Source organism: Georgenia sp. X1117 (assembly GCF_057784635.1).
Window position 1 is genome coordinate 633,437 of sequence record NZ_CM173492.1, and the last position, 15,354, is coordinate 648,790.

The 15,354-nt window shown below is 70.2% G+C and carries 16 protein-coding genes; all 16 read right to left on the minus strand.

All coding sequences use genetic code 11. The annotated features are described in order from the left end of the window. Nucleotides 1-31 precede the first annotated feature (31 nt). On the minus strand, nucleotides 32-1,015 hold the full coding sequence (locus tag AC3D3D_RS02815) for an ABC transporter substrate-binding protein (RefSeq protein ID WP_463661047.1): 984 nt from the start codon (nucleotides 1,013-1,015) through the stop codon (nucleotides 32-34). A gap of 49 nt (nucleotides 1,016-1,064) precedes the next feature. Then, nucleotides 1,065-1,859, minus strand: coding sequence for an ABC transporter ATP-binding protein (locus tag AC3D3D_RS02820; RefSeq protein ID WP_463661046.1), 795 nt, complete (start codon nucleotides 1,857-1,859; stop codon nucleotides 1,065-1,067). A gap of 61 nt (nucleotides 1,860-1,920) precedes the next feature. Further along, the gene (locus AC3D3D_RS02825; RefSeq protein WP_463661045.1) at nucleotides 1,921-2,682 is read right to left on the minus strand and encodes an ABC transporter permease; all 762 of its coding nucleotides are present in this window, start codon (nucleotides 2,680-2,682) and stop codon (nucleotides 1,921-1,923) included. Next, nucleotides 2,679-3,491 (minus strand): ABC transporter permease, encoded by an 813-nt coding sequence (locus AC3D3D_RS02830; protein WP_463661044.1) that lies wholly within the window; start codon nucleotides 3,489-3,491, stop codon nucleotides 2,679-2,681. The genes AC3D3D_RS02825 and AC3D3D_RS02830 overlap by 4 nt, the downstream gene beginning before the upstream one ends. Further along, nucleotides 3,488-5,032, minus strand: a complete 1,545-nt coding sequence (locus AC3D3D_RS02835) for a class I adenylate-forming enzyme family protein (protein ID WP_463661043.1) — start codon at nucleotides 5,030-5,032, stop codon at nucleotides 3,488-3,490. Before AC3D3D_RS02835 ends, AC3D3D_RS02830 begins: the two co-directional genes overlap by 4 nt. Beyond that, nucleotides 5,029-5,508, minus strand: a complete 480-nt coding sequence (locus tag AC3D3D_RS02840; protein WP_463661042.1) for a PaaI family thioesterase — start codon at nucleotides 5,506-5,508, stop codon at nucleotides 5,029-5,031. Before AC3D3D_RS02840 ends, AC3D3D_RS02835 begins: the two co-directional genes overlap by 4 nt. After that, nucleotides 5,505-6,548, minus strand: a complete 1,044-nt coding sequence (locus AC3D3D_RS02845) for a zinc-binding dehydrogenase (protein WP_463661041.1) — start codon at nucleotides 6,546-6,548, stop codon at nucleotides 5,505-5,507. The genes AC3D3D_RS02840 and AC3D3D_RS02845 overlap by 4 nt, the downstream gene beginning before the upstream one ends. Nucleotides 6,549-6,635: 87 nt before the next feature. Then, nucleotides 6,636-7,259: a VOC family protein gene (locus AC3D3D_RS02850; protein WP_463661040.1), complete on the minus strand. Its 624-nt coding sequence runs from the start codon at nucleotides 7,257-7,259 to the stop codon at nucleotides 6,636-6,638. A 133-nt stretch (nucleotides 7,260-7,392) separates the two neighbouring features. Continuing rightward, on the minus strand, nucleotides 7,393-8,178 hold the full coding sequence (locus AC3D3D_RS02855) for an SDR family NAD(P)-dependent oxidoreductase (protein ID WP_463661039.1): 786 nt from the start codon (nucleotides 8,176-8,178) through the stop codon (nucleotides 7,393-7,395). A gap of 43 nt (nucleotides 8,179-8,221) precedes the next feature. Continuing rightward, nucleotides 8,222-8,467, minus strand: a complete 246-nt coding sequence (locus AC3D3D_RS02860) for a hypothetical protein (protein WP_463661038.1) — start codon at nucleotides 8,465-8,467, stop codon at nucleotides 8,222-8,224. 65 nt (nucleotides 8,468-8,532) lie between these two features. Next, on the minus strand, nucleotides 8,533-9,570 hold the full coding sequence (gene dctP, locus AC3D3D_RS02865) for a TRAP transporter substrate-binding protein DctP (RefSeq protein ID WP_463661037.1): 1,038 nt from the start codon (nucleotides 9,568-9,570) through the stop codon (nucleotides 8,533-8,535). A 130-nt stretch (nucleotides 9,571-9,700) separates the two neighbouring features. Beyond that, complete coding sequence (locus tag AC3D3D_RS02870; RefSeq protein ID WP_463661036.1) at nucleotides 9,701-10,642, minus strand: YncE family protein; 942 nt, start codon at nucleotides 10,640-10,642, stop codon at nucleotides 9,701-9,703. Nucleotides 10,643-10,684: 42 nt separating this feature from the next. Next, a complete protein-coding gene (locus AC3D3D_RS02875) occupies nucleotides 10,685-11,632 on the minus strand; it encodes an NAD(P)-dependent oxidoreductase (protein ID WP_463661035.1) in 948 nt (315 codons plus the stop codon). Further along, nucleotides 11,632-12,723, minus strand: coding sequence for a mandelate racemase/muconate lactonizing enzyme family protein (locus AC3D3D_RS02880; RefSeq protein ID WP_463661034.1), 1,092 nt, complete (start codon nucleotides 12,721-12,723; stop codon nucleotides 11,632-11,634). Before AC3D3D_RS02880 ends, AC3D3D_RS02875 begins: the two co-directional genes overlap by 1 nt. 41 nt (nucleotides 12,724-12,764) lie before the next feature. Next, on the minus strand, nucleotides 12,765-13,748 hold the full coding sequence (locus tag AC3D3D_RS02885; protein ID WP_463661033.1) for a Bug family tripartite tricarboxylate transporter substrate binding protein: 984 nt from the start codon (nucleotides 13,746-13,748) through the stop codon (nucleotides 12,765-12,767). 98 nt (nucleotides 13,749-13,846) lie between these two features. After that, the gene (locus AC3D3D_RS02890) at nucleotides 13,847-15,349 is read right to left on the minus strand and encodes a tripartite tricarboxylate transporter permease (protein WP_463661032.1); all 1,503 of its coding nucleotides are present in this window, start codon (nucleotides 15,347-15,349) and stop codon (nucleotides 13,847-13,849) included. Between the last annotated feature and the right edge of the window lie 5 nt (nucleotides 15,350-15,354).

The window sequence follows — 15,354 nt, forward strand, 5'->3', positions numbered from 1 at the left end:
GCGCAGGCCCCTCCTACGCCCGCGCCCGCTCCTACTCCTGGGGCTCGACGAAGATCTCGTCGTAGTTCGGCTCCTCGGAGATCATCCCCTGCTCGACGGCGGCCGCCGCGAACGCGCGGACGCTGTCCTGGTCGAGGCCCGGCACGTAGGTGGCCAGGTTCGCCTCGTCCACCAGCTCCGGGTCGAGGTCGAGCTGCTCGGCGATGACGCGACGCACCTCGTCCGGGTTCTCCGTCGCGTACTCGTTGGCGCGGTCCATCGCCCGCTGGAAGCCGGCCACCGCGTCGGGGTTCGCCTCGGCGAACGCGCCCGAGGTGATGTAGTAGCCGAGCTGGGTGTCCGGGAACGACTCGACGAAGTTCGAGCTGAGGTTGACGAACCCGTGGCTCTCCGAGATCGACCGGTGCGGCTCGACCGACCAGATCGCGTCGACGTCCCCGCGCTCGAGCGCCGCCGGCATGTCGGAGTAGTTCATCGGCGTGAACTCCAGGGAGGCGCCGTCGACGCCGGCCGCCTCGAGGGCGGTGATGATCGTCAGGTCACCGAGGTTGTTGACCGAGTTGACGGCGATGTTCGCGCCCTCGAGGTCTGCTGCGGACTCGAACCCGCTGTCGGGCAGGACGAAGATGCCCGACGTGTCCGCCTCGGGGTCGCTGCCGGCGCCGCAGCAGTTGGCCACGAGCTGGACGTCGAGCCCCTGGTCGATCGCCTGGAGGTCGCTGACGACGTTGGCGTAGCCGATCGGGCTCTCCTGGTTGACGACCGAGGGCACGATCGCCGATCCGGCCTCCGCGATCTGGACCGTGACGTCGAGCCCCTCCTCCTCGAAGAAGCCCTCCTCGACGCCGAGGTGCAGCGGTCCGGCGTCCATCGTCGTGATCTGCATGACCGTGAGCTCGACGAGGCCCTCCTCGTTCTCGGCCACCTCCTGTCCCCCGCCGCCGCAGGCGGCGAGGGTGAGGGCGGCGGAGGCGAGCGCTGCGGCGGCGGCGAGGCGCCGGGGTCGTGAGGTCATGAGGGGGTCCTTCTCTGGATGGGTCGTGCGCTGGTCGGACGGAGGTGGTTCAGATCGTGTACTCAGGGTCCGGCTGCGGCGAGACGACGAGCTCTCGGATCTCGGAGAACACCCGCGCCCGCAGCTCGGCGAACCGGGGCAGGGCCTTGGTGCGGATCTGGTCGCGGTCGGCGGGCAGGTCGATGTCGACGATCGTCCCGATCCGGCTGGGCGATCTCGTCATCACCGCCACCCGGTCGGAGAGGTAGACGGACTCGTCGACGTCGTGGGTGACGAAGACGACCGTCATCTCGGACTCGGCCCGCAGCGTGAGGACGAGGTCCTCGAGGTCGGCGCGGGTCTGGGCGTCGACGGACGCGAACGGCTCGTCCATGATGAGCACCTTCGGCCGGTAGGCGAGCGCGCGGGCGATGGCCACCCGCTGCTGCATGCCGCCGGACAGCTGCCAGGGGTGCTTGCGCCCCACGCCGTCGAGGCCGACCTCGGCGAGCGCCCGCTCGACGCGCTCGGCCCGCTCGCCCTTCCCGACGCCGCGGGCCCTGAGCGGCAGGCCCACGTTGGAGGCCACCGTGAACCACGGGAACAGCGAGCGGGAGTAGTCCTGGAGGACCACGGCGAAGTCGTCGGGCACGGAGGTGACCGCCCGGCCGTCGAACTCCACGGAACCGGACGTGGCGGGCTGGAGACCGGCGAGGCACCGGAGCAGCGTCGTCTTGCCGGCGCCGGACGGCCCGACGATGGAGAGGAACTCGCCGTCGGCCACGTCGAGGGTGATGTCGGCGAGCGCCTGGAAGGCGGTCGGTCCTTCGCCGTAGGTCTTGGTGAGCGAGTCGATGCGGAGCATGTCTGCCTTCGCTGGTCGTGAGGTGGTGCGGTCGGTCGGTCGGGTGCGGTCTGCCGGTGGGTCAGCGGGCCTGGTCGTCGTGCCAGCGCAGCGTGCGTCGTTCGACGGCGGCGAAGGCGAGGTTGAGGAGCACGCCGAGCGTGCCGAGGATGACGATCGCCCCCCAGACGGCGCTGAGGTTGAACGAGCTCTGGGCGGTGGTGAGGATGTAGCCGATCCCCAGGTTGGTCCCGGTCATCTCGCTGGTGACCACGAGGATGAGGCCCAGCGGGATCGCCACGCGGATGCCGGACGCCGCCCGTGGGGCGATGGCGGGCACGACGACGAAGAGCTGGCGGAACGGTCCGCGGATGTTGAAGCTCCGCGTGGTGTCGTGCAGCTGCGGCGGCAGGGAGCGGCAGGCGTCGATGACGTTGAGGAGGATCGGGAAGAAGCAGCCCAGGGCGATGATGAAGATCTTCATCTCGGTGCCGATGCCGAACAGGACCATGGCGAACGGGACGAGCGCGGTGGCCGGGATGGCGCGGACGAACTCGAAGGCCGGCGAGATCGCGCGGTCCACCACCCGCACCTGCCCCACGAGCAGCCCGATGCCGATGCCGGCCACGATGGCGATCGCGAGCCCGGCGAACAGGTTGACCAGCGACGAGACGAGGTGCTCGCTCCCCTGCCCGGCCAGCCAGTAGTCGACGACCCCGGTGAGGACGTCGGTCATCGGCGGGTAGTAGATGTTCGTCGACGCCGCGGAGGTCGCCCACCAGATCGCGAGGACGAGGACGGCGCCGAGCACCTTGAGCAGCGTGAGGCGGGTGGTCCGGCTCATCGGGTCGCCTCCCGCACCGACGGGTGCCAGGAGATGGCACGGTCGCCCACCCACCGGATGGCGGCGTTGAGGACGAGCCCCACGACGCCGATGACGACGATGTAGGCGTACATCCGGGCGAGCTCGCCACCGCTGCGGGCGAGGTTGAGGCCCTGCCCGAGGCCGGGGACGCCGATGAGGATCTCGGTGGTCACGACGATGACGAGCGCCATCGCCGACGCGATCCGCACGCCCGTGACGAGCTGCGGGAGCATCGACGGCAGGTAGACCCAGGCGATCCGCTGACGCCCCGTGAGGTTGAAGGCGTTCGCGGTCTCGCGCGCGACGGGGTCGACGGAGCGGACCGAGTCGATGGCCGCCACGAGCATCTGCCAGAACGCGGCGAAGGAGGCGAGGACCACCTCGCCGGTCCGACCGCCGCCGATGAGCAGGATGACGAGCGGGATGAGCGCGATCGACGGCAGGGGCCGGAGGAACTCCACGAGCGGCGTCGTCAGGGCGCGCAGGCTCTCGACCGAGCCGAGCAGGATCCCGACCGCGGTGCCGAGCACCACGGCGATCGCCAGGGACAGCGCCCACCCGGTGACGGTGGACCCGATGTGTCCCCACAGCGTGGCGCCACCGAGCAGGCCGACCAGCTCACCACCGATCTCGGTGGGTGGCGGCAGGTACGCAGACGGGATCGCACCGGTGACCGCGACCACCTGGAGCACGCCGAGGAGCGCGACGACGACGCCGACCGGCAGCAGGACGTCACCGGCACGGCGCACCCGGCGACGGCTCCGCACGCGGGCGGGGGCGACGCTCATGAGTCGTTCCCCGGCGGCGTGGCGTTCCCCTGCCCCGCCCGCTCGATCGCGAGACGCGTGAGGAGCTCCCGGTCGACCTTGTTCGTGCCGGACAGCGGGAGCGCGTCGATCACGTGCACGCGCCGCGGGTGCGCGTAGGGCTCGAGGTGGTCGAGCGTGTGGCGGCGCAGCTCGTCCTCGGTCACGCGCGCGTCCCCGGTCAGGACGACGAAGGCGACCGGCTTGGCGCCCTTGATCTCGTCGGGGACCGGGACGACGGCGGCGTGCAGCACGCCCGGGTAGGCCTGCAGGACCTGCTCGACGGCGAGCGGGTACACGTTCTCCCCGCCGGAGGAGAACATGTCGTCCTCGCGGCCGGCGAAGAAGTAGTAGCCGTCGTCGTCGACCTCGAAGAGGTCCTTGGAGTGGTAGAAGCCGTCCGCGGTGAGCGGACTCTCCAGGTCGGGGCGGTCGTGGTAGCCGCTGAGCAGGGCGGGGCACCGGATCTCGAGGACGCCGCGGCGCGGGTCGACGCTCCCGTCAGCGCCGACGAGCCGCAGGTCGACGTCCGGGGAGGCGAGGCCCACGCTGCCCTTCGGCGTCGGGCGGGCGGGGTCCTCCACGAAGGCGACCGGGCCGGACTCCGTGGTGCCGTAGCCGAAGCGGACGTGGGCGCGCGGGAAGAGCTCGCCGATCTCGTCGAGGAGGTCGTCGCTGGCGGGAGCCGAGCCGACGAACGCGAAGCGCACGGAGCCGAGGTCGAGGGTGTCGACGAGGTCGCGCTCGCGCAGGAGGAGCGCGAACATCGGCGGCACGCCGGTCACGCGGGTCACGCCCTCGTCCTGGGTGGCGCGCAGGAACGTGCGCGCGTCGAAGGCATCGAGCAGGACCACGGCGGCCCCGGCGGCGAAGGCGCCCTGGACGTTCGCGAGCGCGTTCATGTGGTACAGCGGCGCGGCCACGAGGGCGCGGTCGCCGTCCGCACCGCCGCCGGAGCCCATCCCCACGCCGATGACCCACAGGTGGCTGGCGTGGGACAGGACGACGCCCTTGGGCCGGCCGGTGGAGCCGGAGGTGTAGAGGATCATGCCCGGCTCGCCGACGTCGACGCTGCGCCTGGGCGCGCGGACGACCGGCGCGGTGCGACCGGCCGGGGACACTCCGTCGAGCACGTCGGCCAGCGGGACCACGGTGACGGCGGCGGGCACGTCGGTGACGGCCGCCGGGTCCTCGGCGAACAGGAGGCGGGCGCCGGAGTTCTCGAGGACGTAGCGGATGCCGTCAGCCGGCAGGCGGTGGCTGACCGGGACGGGCACGAGCCCGGCGCGCTGGGCGGCGTAGAAGGCGACGAGCCAGGCGCCGGAGTTCCTGCCCAGGATGGCGATGCGCGCCCCGGGCTCGTGGCCGGCGGCCTCGAGGCGGTCGGCCTGGGCCTCGATGGCGGTCTCGAGGTCGCCGTAGGTCCAGCGCGTGGTCGAACCGCCCCGGACCTCGACGAGGGCCTCGGCGTCCGGGTGGTCGGTCGCGACGGCGTTGCCGAGGTTGTCGGCCGGCAGCGTCATGGGCGAGGCTCCTGCTGGCGCCGGGCCTCGGCCGCGGCGCGGGCCTGCTCGGCGACCGAGGACAGGAACGAGCCGCGGCCCACGGCGAGCAGGCGCCCGTCGGCGTCCCGGACCTCCGCCTCGGCGTGACTGACCTGGCGGCCCGGGCGGATGGCGCGCCCGGTGACCGTGAGCGTGCCGGGGTGGGCGGCGCGCAGGTAGGAGATGGAGAAGTCGATCGTGGGCACGCCCGTGCCGAGCGTGCCGACGAGGGCCCAGTCGGCGGCCAGGTCGAGCAGCGTGGCGAGGATGCCGCCGTGGACGTACCCGGCGTCGACGTCGGCGATGAACTCCTCGCGGGCGTCGACCTCGACGACGACCGTCTCCCGGGTGACCTCGGTGACCCGCAGGCCGAGCCAACGGTGGTACGGGCTGCGCAGGAGCTCGGCCTCGACCTCCTGGGGCGTCAGCAGGGGAAGCTCGGGGCGCGCGTTCACGCGGACTCCTGCCCGGGCTCGAGCCACGGGTCGACGACGACCTTGCCGACGACGCCGCGATCGCGCACGCGGGCGAGGCCCTCGGCGGCGCGGGACAGCGGGAGGACCTCGTCCACGACGGGCTCGAGGCGGCCGGCCGCGACGTCGTCGAGCAGGGCGACGAAGTCGGGCTCGGCGAAGCCGTTGGAGCCGATGATCTGGAGCTCGAACGTCCAGATGTAGCGCAGGTCCTCGACCGGGTCGAAGCCGGCGGTGGCGCCGCAGACGAGGATCTTCCCGCCGAGCGCGGTGCTCTTGAGGGTGGGCTTCCAGGTGTCGCCGCCGGTGAAGTTGACGACGACGTCGAAGCCCGTGGTGCTGTTGAAGCGGTTCGGCTTGCCGAGGTGCTCCTTGGTCCAGGCGTAGAAGTCCTGCTCGCGGTAGTTGATGACGTCGTCGGCGCCGAGCTCGCGCATGCGGCGTGCCTTCTCCTCGGAGCCGACGGCGGCGACCACCCAGGCGCCGAGCTTCTTGGCCAGGAGGACGGCGGCGGTGCCGACGCCGCCGGACGCGCCGAGGACGAGCACGCGGTCGCCCGCCTTGATCGCATCCTTGCCGACGATCATGCGGTGGGCCGTGCCGTAGGCGACGGGCAGGGCGGCGGCCTGCGCGAAGGTGACGGCGTCGGGGATGGCGATGAGCTGGTCGGCGGCGACGAGCGCGTACTGGGCGAGGCCGCCGTCGACCATCTCGCCCATGAGCTCACCGGTCTCGCGCAACGGGTTGACGAGCACGCGGTCGCCGGCGCTCCATCCGGTCACGCCCTCGCCGAGCTCCTCGATCTCGCCGACGACGTCGAGGCCCGGGACGATCGGCATCGGCACGGTGATGCCGGGCATGCCGCGCACCGTGAAGATGTCGTGGTAGTTCAGCGAGGTGGCGCGGACCTTGACGACCGCGAACCCGGGGCGGACCTGCGGGCGGGGGTGGTGCTCCTCGAGGGTGAGGCCCTCGATCTCGCCGTGCTCGTGCAGGACGACTGCCCTCATGGTGTCCGTCATGGTCCTCTTTCTCGTGGGTGGTGCCGGTGGTGGTGCTGACTGTCGTGCGCGCCGCGGTGCGCACCGCGCTGGGGCGGGCGTGGCTGGTCAGAGGGTGAGCTCGCCGGCCGGGCCCCGGACGGTGACGCGGAGCCCGGGCGGGCCCTCGCTCACGTCGAGGTCGGTGCCGAGGGCCGCGAGGACGCGGCGCAGGGGCTCCGGGTGGGGGTCGCTCGCGGTGAAGGAGACGAGCTCGAGGCTCGCCTTGGTGGTGGTGGCGGGCGAGGGGGTGCTCCCCCAGTCGATGAGGAAGGGCACGACGCCGGTGGGCTCGGCCAGCGGGGTGGTGAGCCGCCACTGCAGGAGCTCACCGGCTGCGGTGCGGCGGGAACCGTCGTCGGGCGCACCCGGATCGGTGCCCGCGTCGGTCGCGCGGCTGCGGGCGGCGTCGAGGTCGCCGGGGTGGATCGCCCAGGTGGAGACGGACTGCTCGGTGACGCGATCGAGGTCGAACGGGCGGCCGGACGTGACCTCGGTGTTGGTGTGGTCGATCCCGAGCAGCTCGAGGTAGGTGTCCCCGCCGAAGGAGACGAGGTGGTTCGTGGTGCCGAAGCCCGGGTGGGCGCCGCCCGGCTCGGGGGTGACGCCCGTGGCGCTCTCGACGGCGCGGACCGTGGCGGCGAGGTCGGGCGTTGTCACCACGATGTGGTCCAGCTGGCGTGGCGAGGTCACTTCTCTCCCTACTGACGGTCGCCGGTCCGGGCGCGGGCGGGTCCGCCGGTGAGCGGACTGCCCAGGGACGGTAGCGCGGAGGGTCCCGCCGGATATTCCACGGCCGGCCACGGCTCACACCGTGAGACGTGGGTCAGCCGAAGGCGATGCCGCCGTCGACGATGAGGCTCTGCCCGGTGATGAACGAGGCCGACGGCGAGGCGAGGAACAGCACCGCACCGACGAGATCCTCGGGGACCTCGGGGCGCTTGATGGCGCGCTGGGCGACGACCCTGGGCAGGTAGGCGGGGTCGTTGACGGCGAGCGTGGCCTCGGACTCCACCAGGCCGGGGACGATGACGTTGACGGTGATGCCGTCGTCGCCGAGCTCCTTGGCGAGCGAGCGGGTGATGGCGTGGACGGCGCCCTTGGAGGCCACGTAGTGGGCGTTGAACGGGACGCCGTGCACGGTGGTGGAGCCGATGTTGATGATCCGGCCACGGCCGCTCGCGCGCAGGAGCGGGTGGAGCGCCTTGATGGTCAGCCACGTGCCGGTCGTGTTGACGCGCAGGACCTGGTCCCACTCCTCCAGCGTGATGTCCGCGAGCGACTTCTTGCTCCCGATGCCCATGTAGTAGCTGGCGTTGTTGAGCAGGACGTCGACGTGGCCGAGGTGCTGCTCGCAGTGGGCCGCGAGCTCGGCGACGGAGTCCGGGGAGCCGACGTCGGTGGGGTGGAAGGTCACGTCGTGCCCGTCCGCGCGGAGGCGTTCGGCGAGGGCCGGCCCCGGGTCGCGGTGGCCGGCGATGACGACGCGTGCGCCCGCGGCGGCGAACGCCTCGACGAACGTGGCGCCGATGCCACGGGCGCCGCCGGTGATGACGGCGGTCGTGCCCGGGGTGATGGTCGGGGTCGTGGAGGGCGAGTTCTGGGACGTCACCAGGGGGACGGTACGGGAGCGTCGTCGTGGCGGTTCGGCCGGCTTACAAACGGCAGACACGCTCGCGGTTGTAATTCTCGTCCTGGAGGTCGTCGACGGCCTTGACAAGGAGGACGAACGCGATGGGGCCGGCCGGTCGACGGAGCACCCACGTGAGAGACTCGCCCTCGATCTCGCAGCGCTTTCCGTCGCTGCCCAGAGTATCGAGCGGGATCCGTAAGTTCGAGTTCCGCTCCTCTGCTTCGACGAAGAGCGAGCGCCACCCCGCCGCCGTGTCCGCCGGGGACACACCCCCGGCCGTCATGATCCGCCCTGCCCGTCACGGTGATCGGGGCAGGGCGGAGCACGACGCTGCTATGCGTCGTCTCCCCCGTGCTCCTCGATCAGCTCCCGGGTACGGTCCAGCACGGCCTGGGCGTCGAAGTCGGCGCCGCTGTTGGACTCGACCCATTCGTCACTGAGGTCGCTCATGATCTGGTCCCACTCCGCGCGGTCGGCCTCGCTGAGCTCTGTGATCTCAAGACTGTGCTCGGTCTGGGTCCACTCGACGGACTCGGCCACGTTGACGTCGTCATGATAGGAGCTGGCGAACACCGACATCTCCTCGACGAGGGTGTCGATCTCGGTCCGGATGTCCTCGGGGAGCCCCTCATACTGCTCCTGGTCCATCAGGGCGACGAATGTTCCACCGATGCCGAGCGGGTAGTCGACCATGTAGTTGAGGAACTCCCCCAGGCCGAGGTCCTGGAGGACGTCGCGGGAGGACAGCGATCCCTGGAGCAGGTTTGTCTGCAGGGCCTGGGCCAGCTCTGGCGCGGGCATGCTGACGGGTGTGATCCCTAGCTCCTCGGCCATGCGGATGAACGGTCCAGGCGCCCGTAGGTCCAACCCGGCGAGGTCCTCTGAACCGGTCACCTCCGTGGTGGTGAGGACGTAGGCCGGCTCGGTGGTGAACGCCGTTACCACGTGGAACCCGTCAAACTCCGTGGGCTCGAACTCCTCGATCAGGTCGAGGAAGACGGCGCTTGCCACCTGCGAGTTGGGGATGCCCAGCGGCAGGTTCATCACGGAGCTGAATGGGAACCGGCTGGCGTCGTTGTGGGGACTGTCCAGCCCGACATCGACGACGCCCTCGGTGATGCCGTCGTAGATGTCGCCCGTGGCCAGGAGCGTGCCACCGGCGAACGTCTCGGCGGTCACCGCTCCGTCCGTGCGCTCCTCGATCAGGGATGACCACTCCTCCATCTGTACGGCCGGGAACGAGGCCTGGGGGCCGTAGAAGGCGTAGCGCAGCGTGACCTGTTCGGCCTGACCGTCGTCCGAGTCGTCGTCACCCGATCCGGAGCCGGTGCAGGCGGCGAGGAGAAGTGCGGTGGCGCCTGCGGCCGCCACCTTGGTGGTTATCGGTCGTTTCCGAGCACCGCCGGTGGACGAAAACTTTATGGGTCTACCTCCTGGTGCGTCGCATCGTCGCGACGGTTGTGGGTGGGGCTGGCGCTGTGAGGGGGTTGTTCGGTGGTGGTCAGACCAGCACGGTGACGTCTGGCTCCGAGCCGGTGGCGATGGTGCGCAGGGTTGTGAGCGTCTCGAGGTCGACGATCGCGACCTGGTTGCTGTCGAGCAGCGTCACGAAGGCGATCGGCTCTGAGCGATGGAACGAGATACCCGCCGGTATGGCGTCGAACTGCACGGAATCGACCTTTCGAAGGTCCGTGTCGTAGCGCGTGACGGTGCGATTTTCGATATCGGTCGTCAGGAGCGTCTCCTCGCCCGGCAGGACGTAGACCCGCAGCGGGTCTCCGTTCACGGCCGCCCGCTTCTCCTCCCGCAGGGTCTCAGCGTCGAGCCGCACCAGCTCCTTGGCGCCCCGAACCCCCACATAGAGCTGCTTCTCGTCCCCGCTCAGGGCGCAGCTCTCCGGGAGCGGGCCCGGCGCCGTGACAACAGGCAGCGTGGAGGCGTCGTGCGGGTCGACCGCGCTCACGGTGCCCGAGAGCAGTCCCGTGACGTAGGCCCGGGTTCCCGCGCGGTTGACCACCACCATGTGGGTCTTGATCCCGCCCGTCGCCACGGCGCCGGAGGGCGCCCCGGCTGTCGCCGGGTCGTCGATCCGCAGCAGGATCGCCTTGTCCTCGCTGAGGACGTAGAGACGGTCGTGGTCGTCGATCGCGATGCCGTGTAGGCGGTTGAACGGGCTCAGCTCGATGGTTCGCTCAAGCGTCCTCGCCCTCAGGTCGACGACGAACACGCTCGTCCCGCCCGCTCCGGCGTCGCCCGACATCCGGACGCCGTAGTGCGCGACGTACGCGCGCTTCCGGGCGGCATCAATCACCATCTCGTGCGGGTACGCGTCGAGCTCGATGCGGCCCAGCAGCGACCCCTCGGACACGTCGTGGAATGCGATAGCGTGGCCGCTCTTCTCGACGACGGCGAGCGTCTCCGTCGGGTCTCCGATCGTCATCACGGGCAACAGCCTTTCGTCGGGTCATGATCTGAGTCGTCGGGCCTACGAGGGCAACTCGACGGGGTAGAGCGCGTCCTGTCCGCCGAGCAGCCGCATCACCTGGTCCGCCGCGAGCCGGGCGAGCCCGTCGTAGGCCTCGTTGCTGTGCCCGGCGTTGTGGAGGGTCGCGATGACGTCGGGCCGGCCGAGCAGCGGGTGGTCGGGCGGGGGCGGCTCGTCGGCCCAGACGTCGACGGCAGCGCCGGCCACCTGTCCACGATCGAGGGCCTCGGCGAGTGCGATCTCGTCCACCACGCCACCGCGCCCGACGTTGACGAAGAACGCACCCGTCTTGATCGCCTCGAACGCCGCCGAGTCGAGCAGTGCCCGGGTGCCGTCGGTCAGCGGCACCTGGACGCACACGACGTCGGACTCGCGCAGCAACTCCTCGAGCGGCACCACCTCGACGCCGGACAGCTCGCTCACCTGCGGGTCCGAGCCCATGATCCGGCAGCCGAACGAGGGGAGCCGCTCGGCGACGGCCCGCCCGATCCGCCCGAGCCCCACGAGCCCCACGGTCCGGGTGCTCAGGAGTCCGCCGACGTCGATCAGGCGTTCTTCGCGGTTGAGGAGGTTCACCTCCTTGACCTTGATGCGGTGGACGATCGACAGCGTCAACGCCACGGCGGCCTCGGCCATCCCGACATAGTTCTCCGGCGCCGCCCCGTGCGCCACTGCGATGCCGCGGTGTGCCAGCGTCTTGAGCGGCAGGTGATCGGTCCCGATGACGGGGCTGACCACGGCGCGCAGGTCGCGCGCGCGCCCCACCTCGTCCTCGGTCAGTACGCGCTCCGGCGGGACGATGAGCCCGACCGCCCGCTCGAGGAGCCGGTCGGCCGCCCGGCCGGGCTCTCCGAGCATCGCCCACTCGAGGCCTGCCTTCTCCAGGGCGTCCTCGACGAGCGAGCGTCGGAACTGGCCCTGACCGACGAGGACCAGGCCTGTGGTCATCAGTCCCATTGCCCTGCGACGAGGAACTGCTCAACTGCGTCGGGCACCAGCTCGAAGCCGTGGCCGAGTGTCTCGGGCACCAGTGCGTGGCCGTTCTCGAACTGCAGCGGGCTGACGAGCCACTTGTCGACCCACGGGAACTGCTCGAGGTAAGCGGCGTTCGGGTAGGCCGCCATGAGGTGGATGTGAATCTCGGGCAGGAAGTGCGGTGCGAGCGCGACGCCCTCGGACCGGGCCACGTCGGCGATCTGGAGGAATTCCGTCGGGCCGGCGAGCTGTCCGACGTCGGGTTGGAGCAGGTGGGCTGCACCGCGGCGGGCGTACTCCTTGAACTCGCCGGCGCTCTGGAGGTGCTCGCCGACGGCGATGGGCACGTCGACGGCGCTGGCGAGGGCGGCGTGGCCGTCGACGTCCCGGGCGGGCATGGGCTCCTCGAGCCAGTAGACGCCGAGGTCGGCGAGCCGCCGGCCCAACCAGATCGCCTCGGGAAGGGCGAGGCGCTGGTTGGCGTCGCACATGATGCGCAACGCGTCGCCGAACTCTGACCGCAGCGCCGAGACGCGGTCGATGTCCTTCTCCGGGTCCATGCCCACGCGGAGCTTGACTGCCGTCAGCCCCATGTCCCTCTGCTTGTGGACGTTCTCGACGACCTTCTCCATCGGGAGTGTCGGCGCGAACTGCCCGCTCGAGTAGGCAGGGACCGAGGTACGGACCTTGCCGACGTGGTCGGCCAGGGAGATGCCGCGCTCGACGGCGGCCAGGTCCCAGAGGGCCATGTCCACGGCGCCGACCGCGATCGAGGCGAGACCGCGTCGGACCCGGTCGATCCTGAGCATGCTTGTGTTCCAGATGTCGGCGACGTCGTGGCTGCTCCGGCCGATCACGGCGGGGATGAGCACGGTGTCGATGACGCTGCGGATGGGCGCGCTGCCGTCCCACTCGACGGTAAACCCGAATCCGCGCCCGATGTGGCCGTCGGCGGTCTCGAGGGTGACGCCCGCGACGTTGCAGTTGTTCTCGTCCCCGACGACGTGGTCGCCGGGGAGGGGGATGCGCAGGATCCAACTTCGGGCGGCAACGATCTCGGCCATGAATTCTCCCTAGGTGTGTAGTGCCAAGCTCGGTAGATGCCTCAATCGGCGAGGACGCCCTCGAGGAGCTCGACCTGCTCGCCGAGGTAGGTCTCGAACTCCTCGCCGGTGAGGAACTCCGGCTGGAGCAGCGAGGACTCGATGTAGGTGTCGTAGGCCTCGGACTCCGTGTACGCCTCGACCATGTCCTCCCAGTAGGCGCGCTGCTCCTCGGTGATACCGGCCGGGGCGAGGACGCCGCGCAGCTGGCTCACCGAGACGTCGTACCCCTGCTCCGCCGCCGTGGGGATGTCACCCAGCGCGCTGTCCTCCGGATACCGCTCGTCGGCGAACACTGCCACGGCAATGAGGTCCCCGCTCTCCAGCTGGCCGGCAACCTCGTTGGGGTTGACGACCGCCATCTCGATGTTTCCAGCCAGGATCGCAGTGACGATCTCTGCTCCCGACTGGAAGACGACGCGGTCGAACTCGGCGCTCGTCTCACCGATGAGTACGTCCAACGTCACGGAGTCCGGCCCGTCCTGCCCTGCGACACCCGCGCGGACCTCGCTCGAGTCCGCGACCACCCCCTCGAGGGAGTCCCACCCGGAGTCTGCGCGCACCACCGCGATCGAGACATCCGTCCCGACCATGGCGATCGGTGTGAAGCTCTCCCAGGTGTAGCTCACGTCGGTGGTGATGGGCAGTGACAACGTCGAGATGGTGGCGGTCAGGAGGAAGTGAGGGTTGGCCTCCTGCTGCTGCACGTAGGACGAACCCGTCGCGCTCGATCCTCCGGGCCTGTTCTCCACCACGACCGTGACGTCATCATCGGTCTGCGAGAACGAGTCGGCCATCGATCGAGCGAAGATGTCCTGACCGCCGCCGGCATTGGCCGGCACGATGAAGCTCACGTCCTGCTCGGGTGACCACTCCCCGTCCGAGGTCTCACCGACCTCGTCGTCTCCGTCGGAGCAGGCTGCCAGTACCAGCGCAAGGGCGCCGATCGAGGCCGACATCCTGATACCACGCACGTTCCGCGTCATTGCAGTCTCCCTCACCAATCGTGTGAATGTCTTCGTCGTCGGAGATGTGTGTTCCGCGGTCGTTCAACCTGATCGCGGCGGTCCTCAGCACCCGGGTCCTACCTGCTCACGAGCTTGTCTGTGGACCTGGTGCGCCGGGACCGGACCCCACGAACCACGGGCGGCAGGACCAGGGCGAGCGCAGTGAGAGCGAGGAACACGAGCGCGAGCGGACGGCCCGCGAAGATGGCGTAGGAGCCGCCACCCATCTGCACCGACTGTGCGAGTCCCTGCTCGAGCATCGGTCCAAGGATCAGACCGAGGATCAGCGGGAGTAACGGGTAGTCGTACTTCTGAAGGAAGTAGCCGACGACGCCGAACACCACTGCCACCCACACGCCGGTCATGGAGCTCTCGACCGCATACGCACCGATCACGCACACCGCCAGGATCACGGGATACAGGCGCTTGTACGGGACCGTGAGAACCGAGGCGAAAAGCGGCGCGAGCGGCAGGTTCAGGATCAGCAGGATCGCGTTGCCGATGAGGAACGAGGCGAGCACGCCCCACACGAGAACCGGCTGCTGCTCGATGAGAAGTGGCCCGGGCTGAATTCCGTGCAGCGTGAGCGCGCCGAGCAGGACTGCCGTCGTCGCCGAGCCGGGGATCCCGAGCGAGAGCGTGGGGATGAACGATCCGTTGGCGCCGGCGTTGTTCGCCGCTTCCGGACCAGCCACACCCTGGATGGCCCCCCTGCCGAACCCCTTTCCCTTCGCGACGGTTCGCTCGACGCCGTAGCTCGCGAACGACGCGAGGGTCGAGCCGGCGCCGGGTACAACTCCCATGACGGTGCCGATGCCGGATCCTCGCACGATGGGGGCCGTGCTGACCTTGAGGTCGTTCTTGGACAGCATCATCTCGCCCCAGCTCGGGCGAGCGACCTGCGGGGAGTGGCGGGCGGACACGTTACGGAGAATCTCCGCGATCGCGAACACCCCGATCACGACCTCGATGAACCCCAGGCCGCCAAGCAGCTCGATGCGGCCGAACGTGAATCGTTCTGTCCCCAGCACGGGGTCGATGCCCACGGTCGCGACGACCAGACCCAGACCGAGGCAGAGCAGACCCTTGGTTCGCCCTCCAGCGGTGAACCCGACGGTGGCGACCAACGCCAGCAGGATGACTGCCACCATCTCGGGGGGGCCGAACTGCAGTGCGACGTTGGCGAGCAACGGTGAGACGAACATGACCACGACAAGGCTCAGCACGCCGGCGACGAACGAGGCGATGGCCGCGATCGCCAGGGCCTGGCCGGCTCGTCCGCGTCGGGCCATCTGGTGTCCCTCGAGAACCGTGACGGCCGTGGCGGCCTCGCCCGGTGCTCCGATCAGGACCGATGAGATCGTCCCGCCGTACTGGGCGCCGTAATAGATCCCGGCCAGCATGATGATCGCTGTCACCGGCTCGAGGCCGAAGGTCAGCGGAAGGAGCAGACCGACTCCCGAAGCGGAGCCGAGGCCGGGGAGCATACCAATGACGGTGCCGAGCGTAACGCCGATGAGGCAGTAGAGAAGGTTCGTCGCTGTGAATGCAGTCTCGAAGCCAAGAAGAATCTCAGTCATCGCCG

Coding starts and splice junctions, on each gene's coding strand:
- AC3D3D_RS02815 (WP_463661047.1), bottom strand. CDS start 1,015: ATGACCTCACGACCCCGGCGCCTCGCCGCCGCCGCAGCGCTCGCCTCC.
- AC3D3D_RS02820 (WP_463661046.1), bottom strand. CDS start 1,859: ATGCTCCGCATCGACTCGCTCACCAAGACCTACGGCGAAGGACCGACC.
- AC3D3D_RS02825 (WP_463661045.1), bottom strand. CDS start 2,682: ATGAGCCGGACCACCCGCCTCACGCTGCTCAAGGTGCTCGGCGCCGTC.
- AC3D3D_RS02830 (WP_463661044.1), bottom strand. CDS start 3,491: ATGAGCGTCGCCCCCGCCCGCGTGCGGAGCCGTCGCCGGGTGCGCCGT.
- AC3D3D_RS02835 (WP_463661043.1), bottom strand. CDS start 5,032: ATGACGCTGCCGGCCGACAACCTCGGCAACGCCGTCGCGACCGACCAC.
- AC3D3D_RS02845 (WP_463661041.1), bottom strand. CDS start 6,548: ATGACGGACACCATGAGGGCAGTCGTCCTGCACGAGCACGGCGAGATC.
- AC3D3D_RS02875 (WP_463661035.1), bottom strand. CDS start 11,632: ATGACCACAGGCCTGGTCCTCGTCGGTCAGGGCCAGTTCCGACGCTCG.
- AC3D3D_RS02880 (WP_463661034.1), bottom strand. CDS start 12,723: ATGGCCGAGATCGTTGCCGCCCGAAGTTGGATCCTGCGCATCCCCCTC.
- AC3D3D_RS02885 (WP_463661033.1), bottom strand. CDS start 13,748: ATGACGCGGAACGTGCGTGGTATCAGGATGTCGGCCTCGATCGGCGCC.
- AC3D3D_RS02890 (WP_463661032.1), bottom strand. CDS start 15,349: ATGACTGAGATTCTTCTTGGCTTCGAGACTGCATTCACAGCGACGAAC.